This is a genomic window from Aquimarina sp. I32.4 (genome assembly GCF_002924285.1).
Classification (GTDB): domain Bacteria; phylum Bacteroidota; class Bacteroidia; order Flavobacteriales; family Flavobacteriaceae; genus Aquimarina.
The window spans coordinates 14,051-30,534 of the sequence record NZ_PGUB01000033.1; the positions used below are offsets into that span (position 1 = coordinate 14,051).

General features: G+C 31.2%; 15 protein-coding genes. 7 read left to right on the forward strand and 8 right to left on the reverse strand.

Annotation, left to right across the window (positions count from 1 at the left end; translation table 11 throughout):
- Positions 1 to 135: 135 nt before the first annotated feature.
- The gene (gene fsa / locus CVD18_RS09355; protein WP_103865178.1) at positions 136 to 789 is read left to right on the forward strand and encodes a fructose-6-phosphate aldolase; all 654 of its coding nucleotides are present in this window, start codon (positions 136 to 138) and stop codon (positions 787 to 789) included.
- A 64-nt stretch (positions 790 to 853) separates the two neighbouring features.
- Here fsa and CVD18_RS09360 read toward each other — a convergent pair whose 3' ends face one another.
- Positions 854 to 2,266, reverse strand: a complete 1,413-nt coding sequence (locus CVD18_RS09360; RefSeq protein WP_103865179.1) for a peroxiredoxin — start codon at positions 2,264 to 2,266, stop codon at positions 854 to 856.
- Between the two features lie 439 nt (positions 2,267 to 2,705).
- On the opposite strand from CVD18_RS09360, the gene CVD18_RS09365 reads away from it, so the two are divergent.
- The 3 genes from CVD18_RS09365 (at position 2,706) to CVD18_RS09375 (ending at position 8,731) form a co-directional block, all read left to right on the forward strand.
- Positions 2,706 to 4,328 (forward strand): ABC-F family ATP-binding cassette domain-containing protein, encoded by a 1,623-nt coding sequence (locus CVD18_RS09365; RefSeq protein ID WP_103865180.1) that lies wholly within the window; start codon positions 2,706 to 2,708, stop codon positions 4,326 to 4,328.
- Between the two features lie 495 nt (positions 4,329 to 4,823).
- Entirely contained in the window at positions 4,824 to 5,225 is a 402-nt protein-coding gene (locus CVD18_RS09370) for a hypothetical protein (RefSeq protein WP_103865181.1), read from the forward strand.
- A gap of 5 nt (positions 5,226 to 5,230) precedes the next feature.
- Entirely contained in the window at positions 5,231 to 8,731 is a 3,501-nt protein-coding gene (locus CVD18_RS09375) for a T9SS type A sorting domain-containing protein (RefSeq protein WP_103865182.1), read from the forward strand.
- A gap of 163 nt (positions 8,732 to 8,894) precedes the next feature.
- Here the strand turns inward: CVD18_RS09375 and CVD18_RS09380 are convergent, their stop codons facing one another.
- Both CVD18_RS09380 and CVD18_RS09385 read right to left on the reverse strand, forming a co-directional pair.
- Positions 8,895 to 9,503, reverse strand: coding sequence for a TetR/AcrR family transcriptional regulator (locus CVD18_RS09380; protein ID WP_103865183.1), 609 nt, complete (start codon positions 9,501 to 9,503; stop codon positions 8,895 to 8,897).
- A gap of 196 nt (positions 9,504 to 9,699) precedes the next feature.
- The gene (locus tag CVD18_RS09385; protein ID WP_103865184.1) at positions 9,700 to 10,575 is read right to left on the reverse strand and encodes an AraC family transcriptional regulator; all 876 of its coding nucleotides are present in this window, start codon (positions 10,573 to 10,575) and stop codon (positions 9,700 to 9,702) included.
- Positions 10,576 to 10,820: 245 nt separating this feature from the next.
- Between CVD18_RS09385 and CVD18_RS09390 the strand changes: the two genes are divergently transcribed.
- The 3 genes from CVD18_RS09390 (at position 10,821) to CVD18_RS09400 (ending at position 12,876) form a co-directional block, all read left to right on the forward strand.
- Entirely contained in the window at positions 10,821 to 11,216 is a 396-nt protein-coding gene (locus CVD18_RS09390) for a DUF983 domain-containing protein (protein ID WP_103865185.1), read from the forward strand.
- Entirely contained in the window at positions 11,213 to 12,055 is an 843-nt protein-coding gene (locus CVD18_RS09395; protein ID WP_103865186.1) for an AraC family transcriptional regulator, read from the forward strand. The genes CVD18_RS09390 and CVD18_RS09395 overlap by 4 nt, the downstream gene beginning before the upstream one ends.
- A 98-nt stretch (positions 12,056 to 12,153) precedes the next feature.
- Positions 12,154 to 12,876 (forward strand): cysteine hydrolase, encoded by a 723-nt coding sequence (locus CVD18_RS09400; protein WP_103865187.1) that lies wholly within the window; start codon positions 12,154 to 12,156, stop codon positions 12,874 to 12,876.
- Positions 12,877 to 12,983: 107 nt separating this feature from the next.
- Here the strand turns inward: CVD18_RS09400 and CVD18_RS09405 are convergent, their stop codons facing one another.
- The 5 genes from CVD18_RS09405 to leuB form a co-directional block, all read right to left on the reverse strand.
- Complete coding sequence (locus tag CVD18_RS09405) at positions 12,984 to 13,172, reverse strand: hypothetical protein (RefSeq protein ID WP_103865188.1); 189 nt, start codon at positions 13,170 to 13,172, stop codon at positions 12,984 to 12,986.
- 5 nt (positions 13,173 to 13,177) lie between these two features.
- Entirely contained in the window at positions 13,178 to 13,405 is a 228-nt protein-coding gene (locus CVD18_RS09410; protein WP_103865189.1) for a putative signal transducing protein, read from the reverse strand.
- A 14-nt stretch (positions 13,406 to 13,419) separates the two neighbouring features.
- The gene (locus tag CVD18_RS09415; RefSeq protein ID WP_103865190.1) at positions 13,420 to 14,139 is read right to left on the reverse strand and encodes a hypothetical protein; all 720 of its coding nucleotides are present in this window, start codon (positions 14,137 to 14,139) and stop codon (positions 13,420 to 13,422) included.
- A gap of 79 nt (positions 14,140 to 14,218) precedes the next feature.
- On the reverse strand, positions 14,219 to 15,067 hold the full coding sequence (locus tag CVD18_RS09420; RefSeq protein ID WP_103865191.1) for an N-acetylmuramoyl-L-alanine amidase-like domain-containing protein: 849 nt from the start codon (positions 15,065 to 15,067) through the stop codon (positions 14,219 to 14,221).
- 238 nt (positions 15,068 to 15,305) lie between these two features.
- Positions 15,306 to 16,421 carry a 3-isopropylmalate dehydrogenase gene (gene leuB, locus CVD18_RS09425; RefSeq protein ID WP_103865192.1) on the reverse strand — a complete coding sequence of 372 codons (1,116 nt, stop codon included), beginning with the start codon at positions 16,419 to 16,421 and terminating at the stop codon, positions 15,306 to 15,308.
- Positions 16,422 to 16,484 lie beyond the last annotated feature (63 nt).

Consider the following 16,484-nt stretch of genomic DNA (forward strand, 5'->3'; position numbering starts at 1 on the left):
TTTTTATAACTAGTATGAAATACTCATATATTTTAAATAAACCAAAAAGAATGTATTAGCCAAGACTGATTATTTTTATCTTCGCACTTTGTTAGAAGACAAAAAGTAAAGGCAACAATTTTTAAAAACACTACTATGAAATTTTTTATTGATACTGCAAATCTGGATCAAATCAAAGAAGCGCAAGATTTGGGAGTTCTTGACGGGGTAACTACAAATCCATCTTTGATGGCAAAAGAAGGTATTACTGGTAAAGAGAATATTATTAATCACTATAAGAAAATATGTGAGATAGTAACAGGAGATGTAAGTGCTGAAGTAATTTCTACAGATTATGAAAATATTATTAAAGAAGGAGAAGAGCTAGCTAAACTTCACGATCAAATTATTGTAAAAGTACCTATGATCAAAGATGGTATAAAAGCAATAAAATATTTTAGTGATAAAGGAATAAAAACTAATTGTACTTTGGTGTTTTCTGCAGGACAAGCTTTACTCGCAGCAAAGGCAGGAGCTACCTATGTATCTCCGTTTATTGGTAGATTAGATGATATCTCTACAGATGGTCTTAATCTTATTGCAGAAATAAGAATGATTTATGATAATTACGGGTTTGGCACTCAAATTTTGGCTGCATCAGTAAGACATACAATGCATGTAATTGATTGTGCAAAAATTGGTGCAGATGTAATGACAGGGCCTCTTTCTTCTATAGAAGGACTACTTAAGCACCCATTGACAGATATTGGACTTGCCAAATTTCTTGCGGATTATAAAAAAGGAAATTAATTATTAATTAATTTCTTTTCTGATTATATAAAAAAGCTATTCATTAATAAAATGGGTAGCTTTTTTAATGCTCTAGACTGGCTAATTGGGTGTATTGCATTAATTGTTTTTCAAAGATAGAAGCAAATAGATCGGTACTAGGGTTTATAATTTTACCATCTTGATCAACAAGAAATACTTTGTTTCTATAGTGAATCACTAATTCTTCAGAGGAACATTTAGGGTATTTAAACTCATATTCATTCTCTAGATTATAACGGTGTCTTTTAATGGTTTTTAACCAATTTTTTGTTTGTTCAGCATCAATATTCACAGCAATAAAGTCAATATTAGGATATATAGTATTGAGATGTCTAGCTTTTTTATGAGCTTTTACATAATGTTCCTTGCTCTCCATAGACCAAAAATATAGTGCTGTAATAGGTTTGTTGAAAAGAGAAGAAAGTCTTACCGTTTCTCCTTTTGATGAGATGAGATCTTGATCAGGAATAATATTGTTTGGCCTAAGTTTAGAAATATACCTTGATAAACGTATCAATTCTTTTTGAGATCTTTTGTTAGAACTTATAGATAGATAGTGTTCTAGAACTATATTTGATTCTTTATTGTTTTTACTATCTAATAAAAAGTTGATAGTAGATCTTCTCAATAAGCTATTTTTGATATACGTATGTTTTACGATACTATCTATTATGTTTAATTTATATACAGCATTTGCTACCTGATCAGTTTGTGTGAAATCAGTACTACAATTGCTAAGAATAGCATTTGTAAAATAACAATTCAGAAACCAATTATAAGAATATAACCTTTTGAGTTCATCATCATTAAAATCAATTTGATTTCTATAACTAAAAAAAGAAGCTGGTAAACCACTATCAAAATCATCAATCTTTCTTAATTGATGATGACTATTGTAATATAACTCATGCCTCATGTAGTAATCAAAAATAACACTAGCTTGAGTCATTTTTTTTGCTAGGTCACTAAGAGTATGTTTGCTGATCAGTTTTTCAAAAGTAGCTAATTTGATATTTAATAGAGAATCTTGGTTTTCTTTAAAAAAAGAAGGAGTTTGTCTAAACCCATTTCTATTTAATCTTTCACGCTCAATTTCATTTTGTAAGAACATCTCAATCAAGAAATTATTTTTTCCAGCACCTATTCCTGTAAAAACTAAGGACTCATCAAATTCTAAAGTATTTAATCTAATCAATGTACTATCTCCTTTTTCTAGAAGGATAATCTGGCTTTCAGGACTATGTTTAAAAGAGTATAATCCATTTTTAAGATTTTCTATTTTATGAAGAAACCTGTTGTTTTTATCTAAAAAAATCGTGTCTCTATAATCGTAGCCTTTGGATAAAACAACATAATTAGCGTTAGGATTTACAATCTCCCCTCCAAAATATGTATACTCTCTTTTATCTTTTTTAGGGGAACTACAATTGCATAGTAAACATGATAAAATAGACATGATAATAAAATATCTGAACCAAAAAAAATACATTTAATATACGGTATAATTAGCGACTAATCGCTCAAAAATAAAAGGAAACTCCTGTATCTCTTGTTAATTATACGTTAATTCTATTAGGGGTAATTAATTTGTTTAAAATCAGGGTATTTAAAAAAACTGATATTTCTTTTTTTAATATAATTCTAAACATAAATTAAAGTCATTGAGTAAGTAGATTATAAAGGTGTCATTTATATGTTTTTGACAGCTTTTTTTAATGAATTCTGGATGTTTTTATAAAAAAATAATAGCGATTAGGTAACATTTTTTTAGGAATACAGATTATAAAATCTAAGTACTGAGATAAGTACTCTAAATTAATGAAGGATTGTTTTCTGGTTCTGAATCCATTTTTCTACTTTTGCGCCAAATTTAAACTTTACAATTCTACATACTCATGCTATCTGTTTCTAATCTTTCGGTTCAATTTGGTAAACGAATACTTTTTGATGAAGTAAATACAGCTTTTATACAAGGCAACTGCTATGGCATCATTGGTGCCAATGGAGCAGGAAAATCTACCTTTCTAAAAATACTTTCTGGTGCACAAGAGCCTACATCTGGTCATGTACATCTAGAACCAGGAAAAAGAATGTCTGTTTTAGAACAAAACCATTATGCTTATGATGAATATACAGTGTTAGAAACTGTCATTATGGGGAATAAACCTTTGTATGAAATAAAGAAAGAAATAGATGCTCTATACGCAGATTATACAGATGAAAATGCTGAAAAGATAGGAGAGTTACAGGTACAATTTGAGGAGATGAATGGTTGGAATGCAGACAGTGATGCTGCAGCAATGCTTTCTAACTTAGGAATAAAAGAAGATTTGCATTTTACAAAGATGTCGGATTTAGATACAAAACAAAGAGTAAGAGTATTATTGGCGCAATGTTTATTTGGTAGTCCAGATGTACTTATTATGGATGAGCCTACCAATGATTTGGATTATGAAACAATTACATGGTTAGAGGGTTTCTTGGCTAATTATGATAATACTGTAATAGTAGTATCTCATGATAGACACTTTCTGGATGCAGTATGTACACACATATCAGATATTGATTTTAGTAAAATTAATCATTATAGCGGTAATTATACGTTTTGGTATGAATCTTCTCAATTGGCTGCTAGACAAAGAGCACAGCAAAATAAAAAGGCAGAAGAGAAGAAAAAAGAACTACAAGAGTTTATAGCACGATTTAGTGCCAATGTAGCAAAATCTAAACAAGCTACCTCTAGAAAGAAAATGATAGAGAAACTTAATATAGAAGATATAAGACCATCAAGTAGACGTTATCCTGCTATTATTTTTGAAAGAGATAGAGAAGCAGGAGATCAAATATTGAATGTAGAAGGGTTATCAGTAAGTTTGGAGGGAGATGTACTGTTTAAAGCTATAGATATAAACCTTGCCAAAGGAGATAAAGTTGTTGTCTTTTCTAAAAACTCAAGAGCTACCACAGCATTTTATCAAATATTAAACAATAATCAACAAGCAGATGCTGGTAAGTTTGATTGGGGAATTACTACTACACAATCGTATTTGCCAGCAGATAATAGTGGGTTTTTCAAGAATGATCTTAGCCTTGTAGATTGGTTACGTCAGTGGGCAACTACAGAAGAAGAAAGAGAAGAAGTTTTTCTTAGAGGGTTTTTAGGAAAAATGATTTTTAGTGGGGAAGAGGCCTTGAAAAAATCAAATGTATTATCAGGAGGAGAAAAAGTACGTTGTATGCTGTCAAAAATGATGATGACACGTGCTAATGTGTTAATGCTTGATGAACCTACTAATCACTTGGATCTAGAATCTATTACAGCCTTTAATAATTCTCTTACCAAGTTTAAAGGCACAGTTTTATTTACGACTCACGATCATGAATTTGCTCGTACCGTTGGTAATAGAGTAATTGAATTAACACCTAATGGGGTTATTGATCGTTATACTACATTTGATGAGTATATGAGTGACCCAAAGGTTAAAGAGCTTAGAGAAAAAATGTATACAGTATCATAGTATTTTAATATAAAATACAATAAATATATTATAAGCCGTACTTCTTATTTATTTAAGAAAGTGCGGTTTTTTTTATTAAAATCACATTTCAAAGTTAAAATAATATGAAGTGTGTTTAGGTAATTAGAAATAGTATTTTCCTTAATAATACTATGCGTTTTTTTCTATTTTAGATCCTTCTGTTCTAAGGTTACATATAATACTATTCCAACTGGAAAATAGGGTAAAATGAAATAGAGTGATTTGATCAAAAAGAAATATATGAAATATTTATTTTATTAAAACAATTGGTAAGTTGTTGATTTTTAAAAAAATATAAACTACTTTAGTTGTGATTATAATGATAATATCCAATTATTCGGTATTAATTATATCTATAGTCAAAAAATCTCTCCCCAGAATAATCATTTGTAATCGCTATTGAGCGAGTAATTGTTAAAATTTTCAAACGTGATTTGTAAAATAACATTGCTGTTATCCAAAAGAATTACCTCTATGTTTTTTTTCAGCTTAACGGTACTTTCTTTTGCTCAGTGTAAAACCGCAAAAAATAAGGTTTCAGAAAAAGAAGCATTTATTAAGCCTGTATCAAATATGAACCAGAATATTACCATTTCGAGTTTAAATAGGGATAGGACAATGGAGCTTCGAGTTGTAAAAGTATCCAAACTAGGTGATCCAGCAATACAGTTTACATATGCTGTATATGATACCGTAACCAAAAAGATCATAAAAAAAGGTAATTATAGAGGGAGTAATGTGGCGTGGCATGATAATACTTCAATAAAACTTGTTCCATATATAGGAATGGAACAAAAACCAACTTCAGAAAACCTTGATGATATTCTTCTTTCAAATACTCAACAACAAATAACAATAATTAATCTTAAAAACTAACTCTTATGACACACAAATTTAATCTAAGAAAATTATTTGTTCTTGCTCTTTTATTGATAGTCTATACAGCTTGCGATAAGAAGCATGAACAACAAATAGCAGTAGTAAAAGAAATAAAAACTCTAAAACAACGTAAGGCAAAAAAAGATCACACCAAGAAGAAAGGAATAGAGATTATTGCTGAATATATGGCAGATCTTTTGAAACCTATTGGAACTGAAAAATCTACGTATAAAGATGGCTTTTTGATGACAGAGTATCAAAAAGCGATGAAAAATAGAAATACAGCTAAGAATGCTAGTATTATAAGATGGAAAGAAAGAGGACCTGTCAATGTACCTGGTAGAATACGAGGCATTGTGGTAGCACCCGATGATAATGATAAATGGTATGCAGGTACTGTTGGTGGAGGACTTTGGGTAACCAAAGATGCAGGGGTAACATGGGAGAACCTTACAGATTATAAAGTGCCAAGCCTCTCTACATCTACAGTAGCAGTTAGTCCTAGTGCTCCTCAAACATTATATGTAGGAACAGGAGAACCATTTAATAACCTAGATGGAATTGGAGGTATAGGAGTGCTTAAAACTACTAATGGTGGACGTAGTTGGGAATATCTAAATAATACCAAAACTTTTGGAGGAGTAGGTAGGCTAGCTTTAAACCCTGAAGATGAAAATAATTTGGTAGTAGCAAGCAGTAATGGTATTTATGTTACTACAGATGGTGGTACTACATGGGAGCATACCTATGATGGAGGAAATGTACAAGACCTTAATTTTGACCCTACAAATTTTGCTACATTATACGGGGGAGTAAATAGTGTAGGAGTTATAAAAAGTATTGATGGAGGATTAACATGGAATCTTGTATTAAATAAAGATGATTATAACCAAAATCACGAACGATTTGAGTTAGATGTTTCTCCTGCAAACCCTAATAGAGTTTTTGTATCAGTATATACTGGTCAAGGTAATGCAACTACTGCGGTAAATACTGATTTTTACCTTACCAGTGATGCTGGAGAAACATTCAGACTAATTGGATATGAAGGAGAGCCAGTAACAGGAAACCTGATTACAGGACAAGGTTGGTATGATAATATTATCATGGCGCACCCTTTTAATGAAAACGTTTTTTATGCAGGAGGTGTTGTGATGCATAAAGTGCAAATCGGTAAAAGAGGAGGTAAAAGTAAAGATGGTCCAGTAAACTATACCTTTGAACCTATTGCGGCTGGTTATAATGGTGAATTAAATGATTATGTACATGTCGATCAACAAGGGTTAACATGGGTAAAGAAAGGAAAAGAAAAAAAGTTTAAATTAATTCTTACCAATGACGGAGGGGTTTATCATACAGATTACCTATATGATCCAGGGACAACTGAAAATGATTGGTCTACCTCTGCAGTAGGACTTAATTGTACACAATTTTATGGAGCAGATAAGCGTAATGGGGTAGAAGATTATATGGCAGGAGCACAGGATAATGGTACGTGGATATCAACAACAGGAAGCGGAGCAAACGATGCGACTCAATATCAGTTTATTATAGGAGGAGATGGTTTTGAAGTGTTATGGAATTATGAAGACCCTAATAAGTTTATAGGAGGCTCTCAATTTAATAATTTTGTAAGATATGTAAACGGGCAAGGTTTCTTTGCCGGACATGGTGAATCTGGGGCGGGATCGCCTTTTTATTCTAAGATTACAAACTCAAATAACAATCCAAATGTACTCTTCAGTCCTTCTACAAGTGGAGTATGGAGAACTACTAATTTTGCTGAATCATGGGAGCTTACAGCAATTCCAAATAATTTTTCTTTAGGAAGCTCTAGTTCTTTAGATGTTTCTGTATCTACAGCCAACCCAGATGTTGTATGGGCAGGGAATGCCATGTCAGAATCAGGAGCGTATGTAATGCATGTATCTGTTGATAATGGAATTTCTTATGAGCCAACAGCAGTATTCATAGACCCTAGAGACGGAATAGATCATAATTATCGCATTTCTGGCCTAGAAACTTCTAGTGTCAATGAAAATAGAGCGTATGCGTTATTTTCTGTACAAGGAGCTGCCAAGATTTTAAAAACCGAGGATTTGGGACAAACATGGGAAGATATTTCTGGATTTTCTACAGGAGAAAATAGAGGGTTTCCTGATGTTGCTATTCATTGTCTTGTAGAAATGCCCTTTGATGAAAACCAAATTTGGGTGGGTACAGATATAGGAGTATTCCAAACACTTGATGGAGGAGCGCATTGGTCATTATTAGGTGGTTTGCCAGCTTTTTCTGTATGGCAAATGAAAATAGTGAATAACGAAGTGGTTATGGCGACTCATGGTAGAGGAGTATGGACAGCTACTCTAGATGAATTAGAAGGGTATGAGCCTCCTACTTATTATGCGCCCCCTACCATTGCAAATGTATCTCAGGAATCTGTAGAAAATCAAAATGCAGCAATTACCTATGTTCAGGAAAATGAAGATATCCAAAAGATAATTGTATATATCGATAATGAAGAAGTAGGAGAGATAACTGATAATATTGAACAGGGGACTACATTTACATATAATGTAGAAAATCTAGCAGAAGGTAGACATACACTGGGGATGCAAGCGATAGATAATGGTGATGAATCTTCTGTTATAACATCTATGTCGTTTGATATTATTGATTTTAAAGCACCCGAAGATATTGTAACAATTGAAACATTTGAAGCATCAGATGTATATACTTTTGGGGGAGAATTTGTAATAGATTCTATTAATGCAACGGTTAGTCAAGTAGTACTTAATAATTCAGACCATCCATATTTAGATAACTCAGAATACAGTACAGTTTTAAAACATCCAATCATTGTAACAGCTGCGAATGGAAGTTTTGTTTATGAAGATGTTGCAATTACAGAATTTGATCCTACTCCAGGGCAATACTATGATTATGTAACTATTGAAGCTTCAAAAGACCTAAAAGATTGGATACAACTGGATATATATGATGCAGAGAGGTTCCCTGAGTGGACAGATGCTTTTAATTCTGGCCCTTCACCATCAATAAATGATCAGTTGTTTAAAAAACAAACAATTAATTTATTAGACTCTTTTCAAGAAGGAGATGTAGTTGCAGTACGTTTCAGATTGATATCAGATCCATTATTTAATTCTTTTGGATGGGCAATCCGCTCTATTAACCCACAAGAACAACTTCTGGTAGAGGAAGAAGAAATAGAAGAGACTGTAGCTCCTCTTGTTGCAGAAGGGCTAGTAGTTTATCCAACGGTTTCTGATGGAAAAGTACAGATATCGTCTGCTACAACAATAAAAAATAGTGTGGTGCAAATATATGGTTTGAGTGGTAGACTCGTATATTCTAAAGAGATGGGAGTGTTAAGTAGCTCACAAAAAACACTTTCTTTAGATAATCTTAATTCAGGAATGTATTTGGTTAAGATTCTTGGAGATGGAGGTATTGCAAATACTACTCGAGTTATTATTAAATAAATAATACTATTTATACTTTATATAAATTTTTGTATAAATAGAAAAAGGAGTTATTGCAAAGGTATCCTTTGTATATGTAGAGCATTTAAAATTATTATACAGAAACAGGCAGTTTATGTATAAACTGTATTTATATAGGGATAAAAAATAAAACACTATAAATCTATAGTGTTTTATTTTTTATCCCTTCAAATTTTAGAAACATATAATCTCTAACAGCAGATTGCAAGGTTTCTTCGGGTTGGTTAAAGAAGTTTTTATCCATTATTAATTGCATTATAAAGTATCGGTCGAGTTTAATAAGGAATTCAGAAGATACTGGTTTGAATATTTTGTTTGTTATTCCCAGATCATAGAGTTGTTGTAGATCTTCGAGCAAATCAGAAAAAAAAGCATCAATGAGTTCCCATGAAGATGGGTAGTGTTTTCGTAATTGTCTTAAAAAAAAAGAAGAAACATCTTTTGATCCTTCAATAAGAATGCGACCCAAAGTTTCACAACGATAATCAAAATCTAAAATACCCTCAGTGATTTCGTTTTTATAAGAATATAATTGATTTATCCGTACTTGAGTGATGTATTCAAAAAATTCTTCTTTTGTAGTAAAGTATTGGTATATAGTAGATTTGCTTTTTTTTAGTAGCAATGCAAGGTCATCCATTGTTAGTTCACCCAAATCTTCATGCTTTAATTTAGGAAGTATAGCAAGAGCCCATTTTTCTACTTTTTTATTTTTGTTTTTTCTGTCTTTGAGTATAGGTTTTCTTCCCACATCTTATAATTTATCCAAATTAAACAATATTATAGTTTGCTTAATTTTTAAGATTTTATTCTTCAAACTTAATCATTTATCATTTGAATCAATAAAGAGATGAATAAAAATAATGATTAGAAAATAGATACTTTGATCCGATGACACCTAAAGCCCAGTCTATAAAAGCTTGCAAGTATTTATTGTATAATTTAGATTATTGATATTTTTTTTTAAACTCTAGTGGGGTGATTTTCGTTTTTGATTTAAAAAGTTTAGAGAAATATGCATAATCATCATATCCTAAAATTTCGGAAATGGTAGTCAAAGAATTTTTAGAATGTACTATCAATCGTTTGGCTTCTAGTAGAATACGTTCAATGATTATCTCAGTAGTTGTTTTGTTTAAAGTTGCTTTAGCAATTCTATTCAGATGTTTAGAAGATATATTTAATTTTTGAGCATAAAATTTTGCTGACTTTTCTGTTTTATAAAAATCTTCAATAATGCTTTCTAAAGCTTGTAATGTCTGTAAATATGAGGGAGATAGAATTGATTTTTGAGACTCAAATGAAGTGTAAAGTCGAGTCAAATCAATATACGTAAGATTTGTTAAGCTAGCTAGTTTTTGTTTTTTATAACTTAGATTTTGATAATATTCAGTATTTATTTCTTTGAAACGAGTTTCTATGTGTAGCAACTCATGTGTTGATAATGTGAGATATGGAGGGTTTTTTAAAGAGTAATAAAAAGGAAATTGAGTTAATTTTTTGTTTAAAAAATAAAACTCATAAAAATCAGAAGTATGAAAAAATATATATCCTTTAGGAGGTTGATCAAATTGCCATGAATGTGTCTGTCCTGGTTTTAAAAAAAATACACTTCCTGGTTGGATATTATAGACATCAAAATCTATTTCATGAGTACCTGAGCCTTCAGAAAACAAAACACATAAATAGAAATCATGTTTATGAGCTTTATGTACAATTTTTTTGTTTCTTTCTATATGATTGCTAAAATCATTGCTATAAAAATCAGTTAATGATTCTTCTTTTTCAAATTGTGTTATGTTTAAAATAGGTATGTTTTTCATAGAATGAAAATATGTCTCAAAAGTACAAAAAATGGCGATAATAGTATGAGTGTAGAATTATTATGTATTCTTAATTTTGCTATAATAATATCATTAATAGTATTGATTTTATTGTAGGTTTATAAATAAGAGAATAGGCTCTCCATTATTTTTTTATTTAGCTTACAGTAAGTCGATTATTCTGAGATTTAAAATGAGGTGTAATATATACAATCTTAAATATAAAAGGTTTAATACAACAGAATATGAAGTTTTTAAAAGGTACAAGAATATATAGTATTATAAGTGGTAGTTGTCCCGTTTGTCATAAAGAAAGTATGTATGTAGAACGTAATCCTTATAAATTATCTAGTACATTAATGATGAAGGAACGTTGCAGTCACTGCAATACAAAGTATAAGATAGAACCTTCGTTTTTTTATGGTGCAATGTATGTAAGTTATCCTGTTGGGATCGCATTTGCAACAGCAGCTTTTGTATTATCATACCTTGTTTTTAATTTAAACCTAATCATTACCTATGGGATAATTGTAGTGGTTATGATTTTTGCATTGCCTTTAATTTTAAGGCTATCTAGAAATATTTGGATTAACTTTTTTATGAGCTATGGCAAGCCTAGGCCAGAAGAGCAAAAATTATGAAATTTATTGGGCGTACTCAGGAATTTATCTACCTCAATACAATAGACAGGAAAAGTTGTAATGTACTAAAAGAAAGTGTAGAGAGTAGTCTGACCATCTTGTGGTTTCAATCTGATAATACACGCATACTTATAGACGGGCAAGAACTAGTATTTCATAAAAACGATATTGTTTTCCTAACAGAGTTTCATACTGTAGTCCCGATTGAAATAGGAGAGATTAGAATTTTAAGATTTAATAGACTATTTTATTGTGTGCTAGATCATGATAGCGAGGTTGGTTGCAAGGGTATATTATTTTTTGGTGCTGCACAGCTTCCTATAGTAACAATTCCTAATGAAGATATTGGTAAGTTTAATACACTTTGGAAAATGTTTATTATAGAAATTCAATCCAATGATCAGTTACAGATAGATATGTTGCAAATAATGCTGAAACGTTATTTGATACTCTGTGCCAGATTATATAAATTACAGAAGAAATATCCTGTAGAAAATCAAGAAATTGATATCATACGGGAATATAATTTTTTAGTAGAGAAACATTTTAAAGATAAACATAGTGTTGCTGAGTATGCTGATTTACTGCATAAATCACCAAAAACATTATCCAATGTTTTCTCCAAGTTTAATTCAAAAACACCTCTGAAATATATACAAGAGCGAATACTTCTTGAAGCTAGAAGGCTATTGCATTACACAGAAAAACCTGTTAAAGAAATAGCCTATGAATTAGGATATGATGATATCCATTCTTTTAGCAGGTTTTTTAAAAAGAAAGAAGGTATTTCACCCTCACAGTATAAAAAACAAAATCAGTTAATAAAAATAGCTGGGTGATAAGAAAAATTGCCAAACCATAAGGAATAGTTGCCTAATAAATACAAGGCAATCCACCCGACCTTTGTATTAATATTAATTCATAAACTTAATGAACTATGAAAAAAATAATAATAACATTTGTCGTATTGATAGTAACCATAAATACATATGGTCAATTACCAGACCCTGGATTTACGGTAGATTCTAGAACAGCTATTGTAATAACAGATCCTCAAAATGATTTCTTAAGTCCTGATGGAGTTGCGTGGGGAGTGGTTGGAGAAAGTGTAACAGCAAATAATACTGTAGAGAATCTTGAAAAGCTATTTAAAGTAGCAAAGAAAAAAGGGATTACTGTTTTTATATCTCCACACTATTATTACAAACATGACCACGATTGGAAGATTGAAGGTGCACTAGAAGCTTTGATGCATAAGATTAATATGTTTGATAGAACGCATACCTTAAAAACAGATGGGTTTGAAGGCTCTGGAGCAGACTGGTTAAAAAGATATAAGAAATATATTAATCAAGATAATGTAATTGTGACTAACCCTCATAAAGTATATGGGCCAGAATCTAATGATTTGGCATTGCAATTGAGAAAACATGGATTTGATAATGTGATTTTGGCAGGAATGTCTGCCAACTTATGTACAGAATCACACATGCGTGATCTTGTAGAATCAGGATTCAAGGTTGCTGTAGTAAAAGATGCAACCGCAGGAGCAATATTACCAGATATGAATTCTTATGAAGCTGCTGTTATTAATTATAGAATGATTGCTAGTCATGTGTATACAACAAAAGAAGCAGTAAAAGAAATAGAGCAATTTTAGAAAATAAAGATTTTTTAAAATAGTGGTGATTAATTTAATAGGGGTTGTCTTTTAGATAGCCTCTATTGCTATTTATAATAGTATTATAATTAGGGTTATTTTTTTGATTAGTTTTGAAAATACCTATAGATTAGAAAGCCACCATATCCAATAAATAATAAGGTAAGCATAGATCTAAAATCCCATTCTGTTTGCTCTTGCAATCTATTATAGATTCGAAAACTACCAAGTAAAATAAGGGCGATACCTATCATTAAATCCCATTTTTTTCTAGACGGTTTGTTATCGTTTTCCATAATTTTTAAGGTATATTATTTTTAATGATAGAAGTAGCATTTTCTTTATCCACCTTTTTTACAAAAAGTTGAATATGATTAGGTAATCCGCCACCAAAACCAGCGATCATTCCTGATTTCATATCATCTCTGGTAATAGAATTAATATGGTGGTCTTGTAATAAAGATTGTAAGAACTGTACATTAATTAAACTACCAGTATAAACTCGTTCATATTCACTTTCAGGAAACATAGTAGTATAGATTGTTAAGCATTAAAATATTTGCTATTCCATATAGCAGAGTTAAAGTTTTTTCCCATTGCAAAACCATAAAATAAAATTACAGCAGCTACAGATTTAAACATAAAAAATAGAATCATAATGGTCTCTTGAGAGTTATTATGTTTACTAAACATACCATTAGGAACCATAAGAGTAAGAGCTAGACTTATCAAAAAGGTAAGAATCAGTAAATTCTCAAAACTCTTAAAGAACCACATAAGATATTTACGTAAAGGGTTAAGATCATTACCCCATTTATGTACAAGGTAGAAATAATCATTCCCCATAGGGGCAAATAATAATGGGTCATCAGCATTTTCTAGCTTAAATAATTTTGATGGAGCAACTATTTTAAACCCATCTAACGCTGTCTCATGTTTTTTTTCGAGGTTTTTGATAGCAGAAATTGCAGATGGAGGAAGCTTGCCTTTAAAATATTTAGAATCTAAAAACCGTAACCTATAATTAACACATATTTTTTTTATCTGATCCAGATGATATATTTTATTGGTTTCTAATTGATCAAAATCAAAAATATTGTGAGTTACTTGAGAAGAAGTTTCTATATTTTGAAGAATTTGCTGTTCATGTGTTACCTCTTGCCTAAAAACATTAAAAACTTGTTTTCTCCAGGTAGATGAATCAAACTCTTTATTCCGCAATGTAGATAACTCTCGCTCAATGTTGGTTCTTGGAAGTAGCATTTTTTTCTTCTTTAGCTCTCTAAATTAACGATTTGAGACAAGTATTACAAAATTTAAGGATAAGTTTATCATTTTATAATTAAAGCGGTCTATTGATAATAATACCAGTGTTATTTTTTATTTTCTTTAGATATTCAACGAGAGGTAGTTTTGAAACCTCTACTTGACCTCTTGAAGAAGCATGTAATAGATGAATATGCCCATCTTTTTCTCTAGTTGCAATCCCTGTATGTGTAATATCCAACCCTTTGATAGAAGTGGTAAGCGCAATAATATCTCCAGATTCTATAGAAGCTTCATGTTGAGCGATTTGATCTTGTGGTAAATAACATATAGTGGATTGATCGATATTTATTTCTGATTGTTGTATGCCTTTGTAATTCTGATCATCTTTAAGAAAAGGGTAGAGTGCACGATGTGTACTCATAAAATTTATTTGTTTTTGATGCTCGATACCTCCCATGTCTCCAGTAACATTTTTAATAATATTTTTTTTCTCATTATTGGTAATCCACTCAGAGAAATAATGTAATCGAGAAGTGTAACCGTCTAGTTTTCCATCTCTATACCTGATTTTCTCAAGATATGCTGTATACGTATCAAAATCATCCTTGTTATTTTTAAGCATCAGGCTTAAGGCCAAAATATTTTCTACATATGTAGTGCAATCTAATCCTTGTAAATTAACAACAAGAGATTCTTTGGGGCCAATCTCAAGAGTTTTGGCAACATAGGGGGTGCCTAAAAAAGTTTTTCCTACTGCTACAATGGTTTCTCCAAAAGTAGATTTTGGAGTATATTCCTTTTTAAGATTTGCTATTCTGGAGATAAAGATCTCTTTGTCTTTTGCAGAACAGGTAACCCCTTGTGCAATTGTAGTGTAATTGATTGCGAGTGAGATAAAAAGAAATAAAATTTTACAATTCATAATTTGTATGCATTGAATGGTTATATCAAATTAACCATCAAATTGATATTACTGTTTTACTTTATAGAGTTGTAAAGTACAAAAAACAGATAAAATCTTCTTTGTTTAGATACACTGTTTTTCCATATTCAAGAAGAGTAGGTTGTTTCAAAGTTAAAAGAATATAAAGAGAAGGCATAAAAAAAGCAATTAACGCCTATAGGCGTTGATTGCTTAAAAATAAATTGTGATTGAAAAATTATATTATTGTAGACTGTCCTACATGTATGTTTTCAAAATTAAGATTAGAATCTTCAGGATTCAATATATAATCTGCAATAAAATCACCTACTTTTTCTGTTGTAAGTGGATTATCAGTGTTAAGGTCTGGAGTGGTAATATTAAGCTCTAACGCTTTTTCTACTGCATCCCTTATTGCATGAGCTTCTCCTAATAAGTCAAAATGCTCAAGTAGCATAGCTGCAGATAATATAGCAGCAATAGGATTAGCGATTCCTTTTCCTGTTGCTTGCGGAAAAGACCCATGGATAGGTTCAAACATACAACAAGTATCTCCAACAGAAGCAGAAGCCAATAGACCAATAGAGCCACCTATAACGCTTGCTTCATCAGAAATAATATCACCAAACATATTTTCTGTAAGGATCACATCAAATTGACTAGGGTTTAGGATCATTTGCATTGCAGCATTGTCTACAAATAAGAAATCCAGTGTTACATCACCGTATTCTTTGGCAATTTCTGTTACTACTTTTCTCCATAAACGAGAAGATTCTAATACATTAGCTTTATCAACTAGTGTGATTTTTTTTCTTCGTTTTTGAGCAGCTTTAAAAGCTAAATGAGTAATGCGTTCGATTTCTGGTTTAGAATATTCACAAAGATCAGAAGCTACTGTGCCATCTGTGCTTAATTCTTTTTTACCAAAATAAATTCCTCCTGTCAATTCACGATAAATAGAAATGTCTGTACCTTCTATAATTTCTCGTTTTAAAGGAGATTTATCAATTAAGGTAGGATATGCTTTTACAGGTCTTATGTTGGTATATAAACCTAATTCTTTTCTTAGTTTTAATAACCCTTGCTCTGGACGAACTGGAGCAGAAGGATCATTGTCATATTTTGGAGCGCCAATAGCTCCAAACAAAACAGCATCTGTATTCACACAAAGCTCTAATGTTTCATCAGGTAGTGGGTTTCCTGTTTTATCAATAGCAATCGCACCTACTAATCCTTCTTTAAAGATAATAGAGTGATCAAATGCATGTGCAATGGCTTCTAGTGCTTTGATGGCTTGTGCGGTGACTTCGGGGCCAATTCCATCTCCTGACAATACTGCGATATCTAGTTTCATATATTTCTTTTTTGGTCATACTGAGTATTATTTAAGCTTTTTGATAAGGAGTACATCTTTATC

Excerpts from the sequence above, each read along its gene's own strand:
- CVD18_RS09365 (WP_103865180.1), top strand. The coding sequence starts at position 2,706 with ATGCTATCTGTTTCTAATCTTTCGGTTCAATTTGGTAAACGAATACTT.
- CVD18_RS09415 (WP_103865190.1), bottom strand. The coding sequence starts at position 14,139 with ATGCTACTTCCAAGAACCAACATTGAGCGAGAGTTATCTACATTGCGG.
- CVD18_RS09385 (WP_103865184.1), bottom strand. The coding sequence starts at position 10,575 with ATGAAAAACATACCTATTTTAAACATAACACAATTTGAAAAAGAAGAA.
- fsa (WP_103865178.1), top strand. The coding sequence starts at position 136 with ATGAAATTTTTTATTGATACTGCAAATCTGGATCAAATCAAAGAAGCG.
- CVD18_RS09370 (WP_103865181.1), top strand. The coding sequence starts at position 4,824 with ATGTTTTTTTTCAGCTTAACGGTACTTTCTTTTGCTCAGTGTAAAACC.
- CVD18_RS09410 (WP_103865189.1), bottom strand. The coding sequence starts at position 13,405 with ATGTTTCCTGAAAGTGAATATGAACGAGTTTATACTGGTAGTTTAATT.
- CVD18_RS09375 (WP_103865182.1), top strand. The coding sequence starts at position 5,231 with ATGACACACAAATTTAATCTAAGAAAATTATTTGTTCTTGCTCTTTTA.
- CVD18_RS09390 (WP_103865185.1), top strand. The coding sequence starts at position 10,821 with ATGAAGTTTTTAAAAGGTACAAGAATATATAGTATTATAAGTGGTAGT.
- CVD18_RS09400 (WP_103865187.1), top strand. The coding sequence starts at position 12,154 with ATGAAAAAAATAATAATAACATTTGTCGTATTGATAGTAACCATAAAT.
- CVD18_RS09360 (WP_103865179.1), bottom strand. The coding sequence starts at position 2,266 with ATGTCTATTTTATCATGTTTACTATGCAATTGTAGTTCCCCTAAAAAA.
- leuB (WP_103865192.1), bottom strand. The coding sequence starts at position 16,421 with ATGAAACTAGATATCGCAGTATTGTCAGGAGATGGAATTGGCCCCGAA.
- CVD18_RS09395 (WP_103865186.1), top strand. The coding sequence starts at position 11,213 with ATGAAATTTATTGGGCGTACTCAGGAATTTATCTACCTCAATACAATA.
- CVD18_RS09405 (WP_103865188.1), bottom strand. The coding sequence starts at position 13,172 with ATGGAAAACGATAACAAACCGTCTAGAAAAAAATGGGATTTAATGATA.
- CVD18_RS09420 (WP_103865191.1), bottom strand. The coding sequence starts at position 15,067 with ATGAATTGTAAAATTTTATTTCTTTTTATCTCACTCGCAATCAATTAC.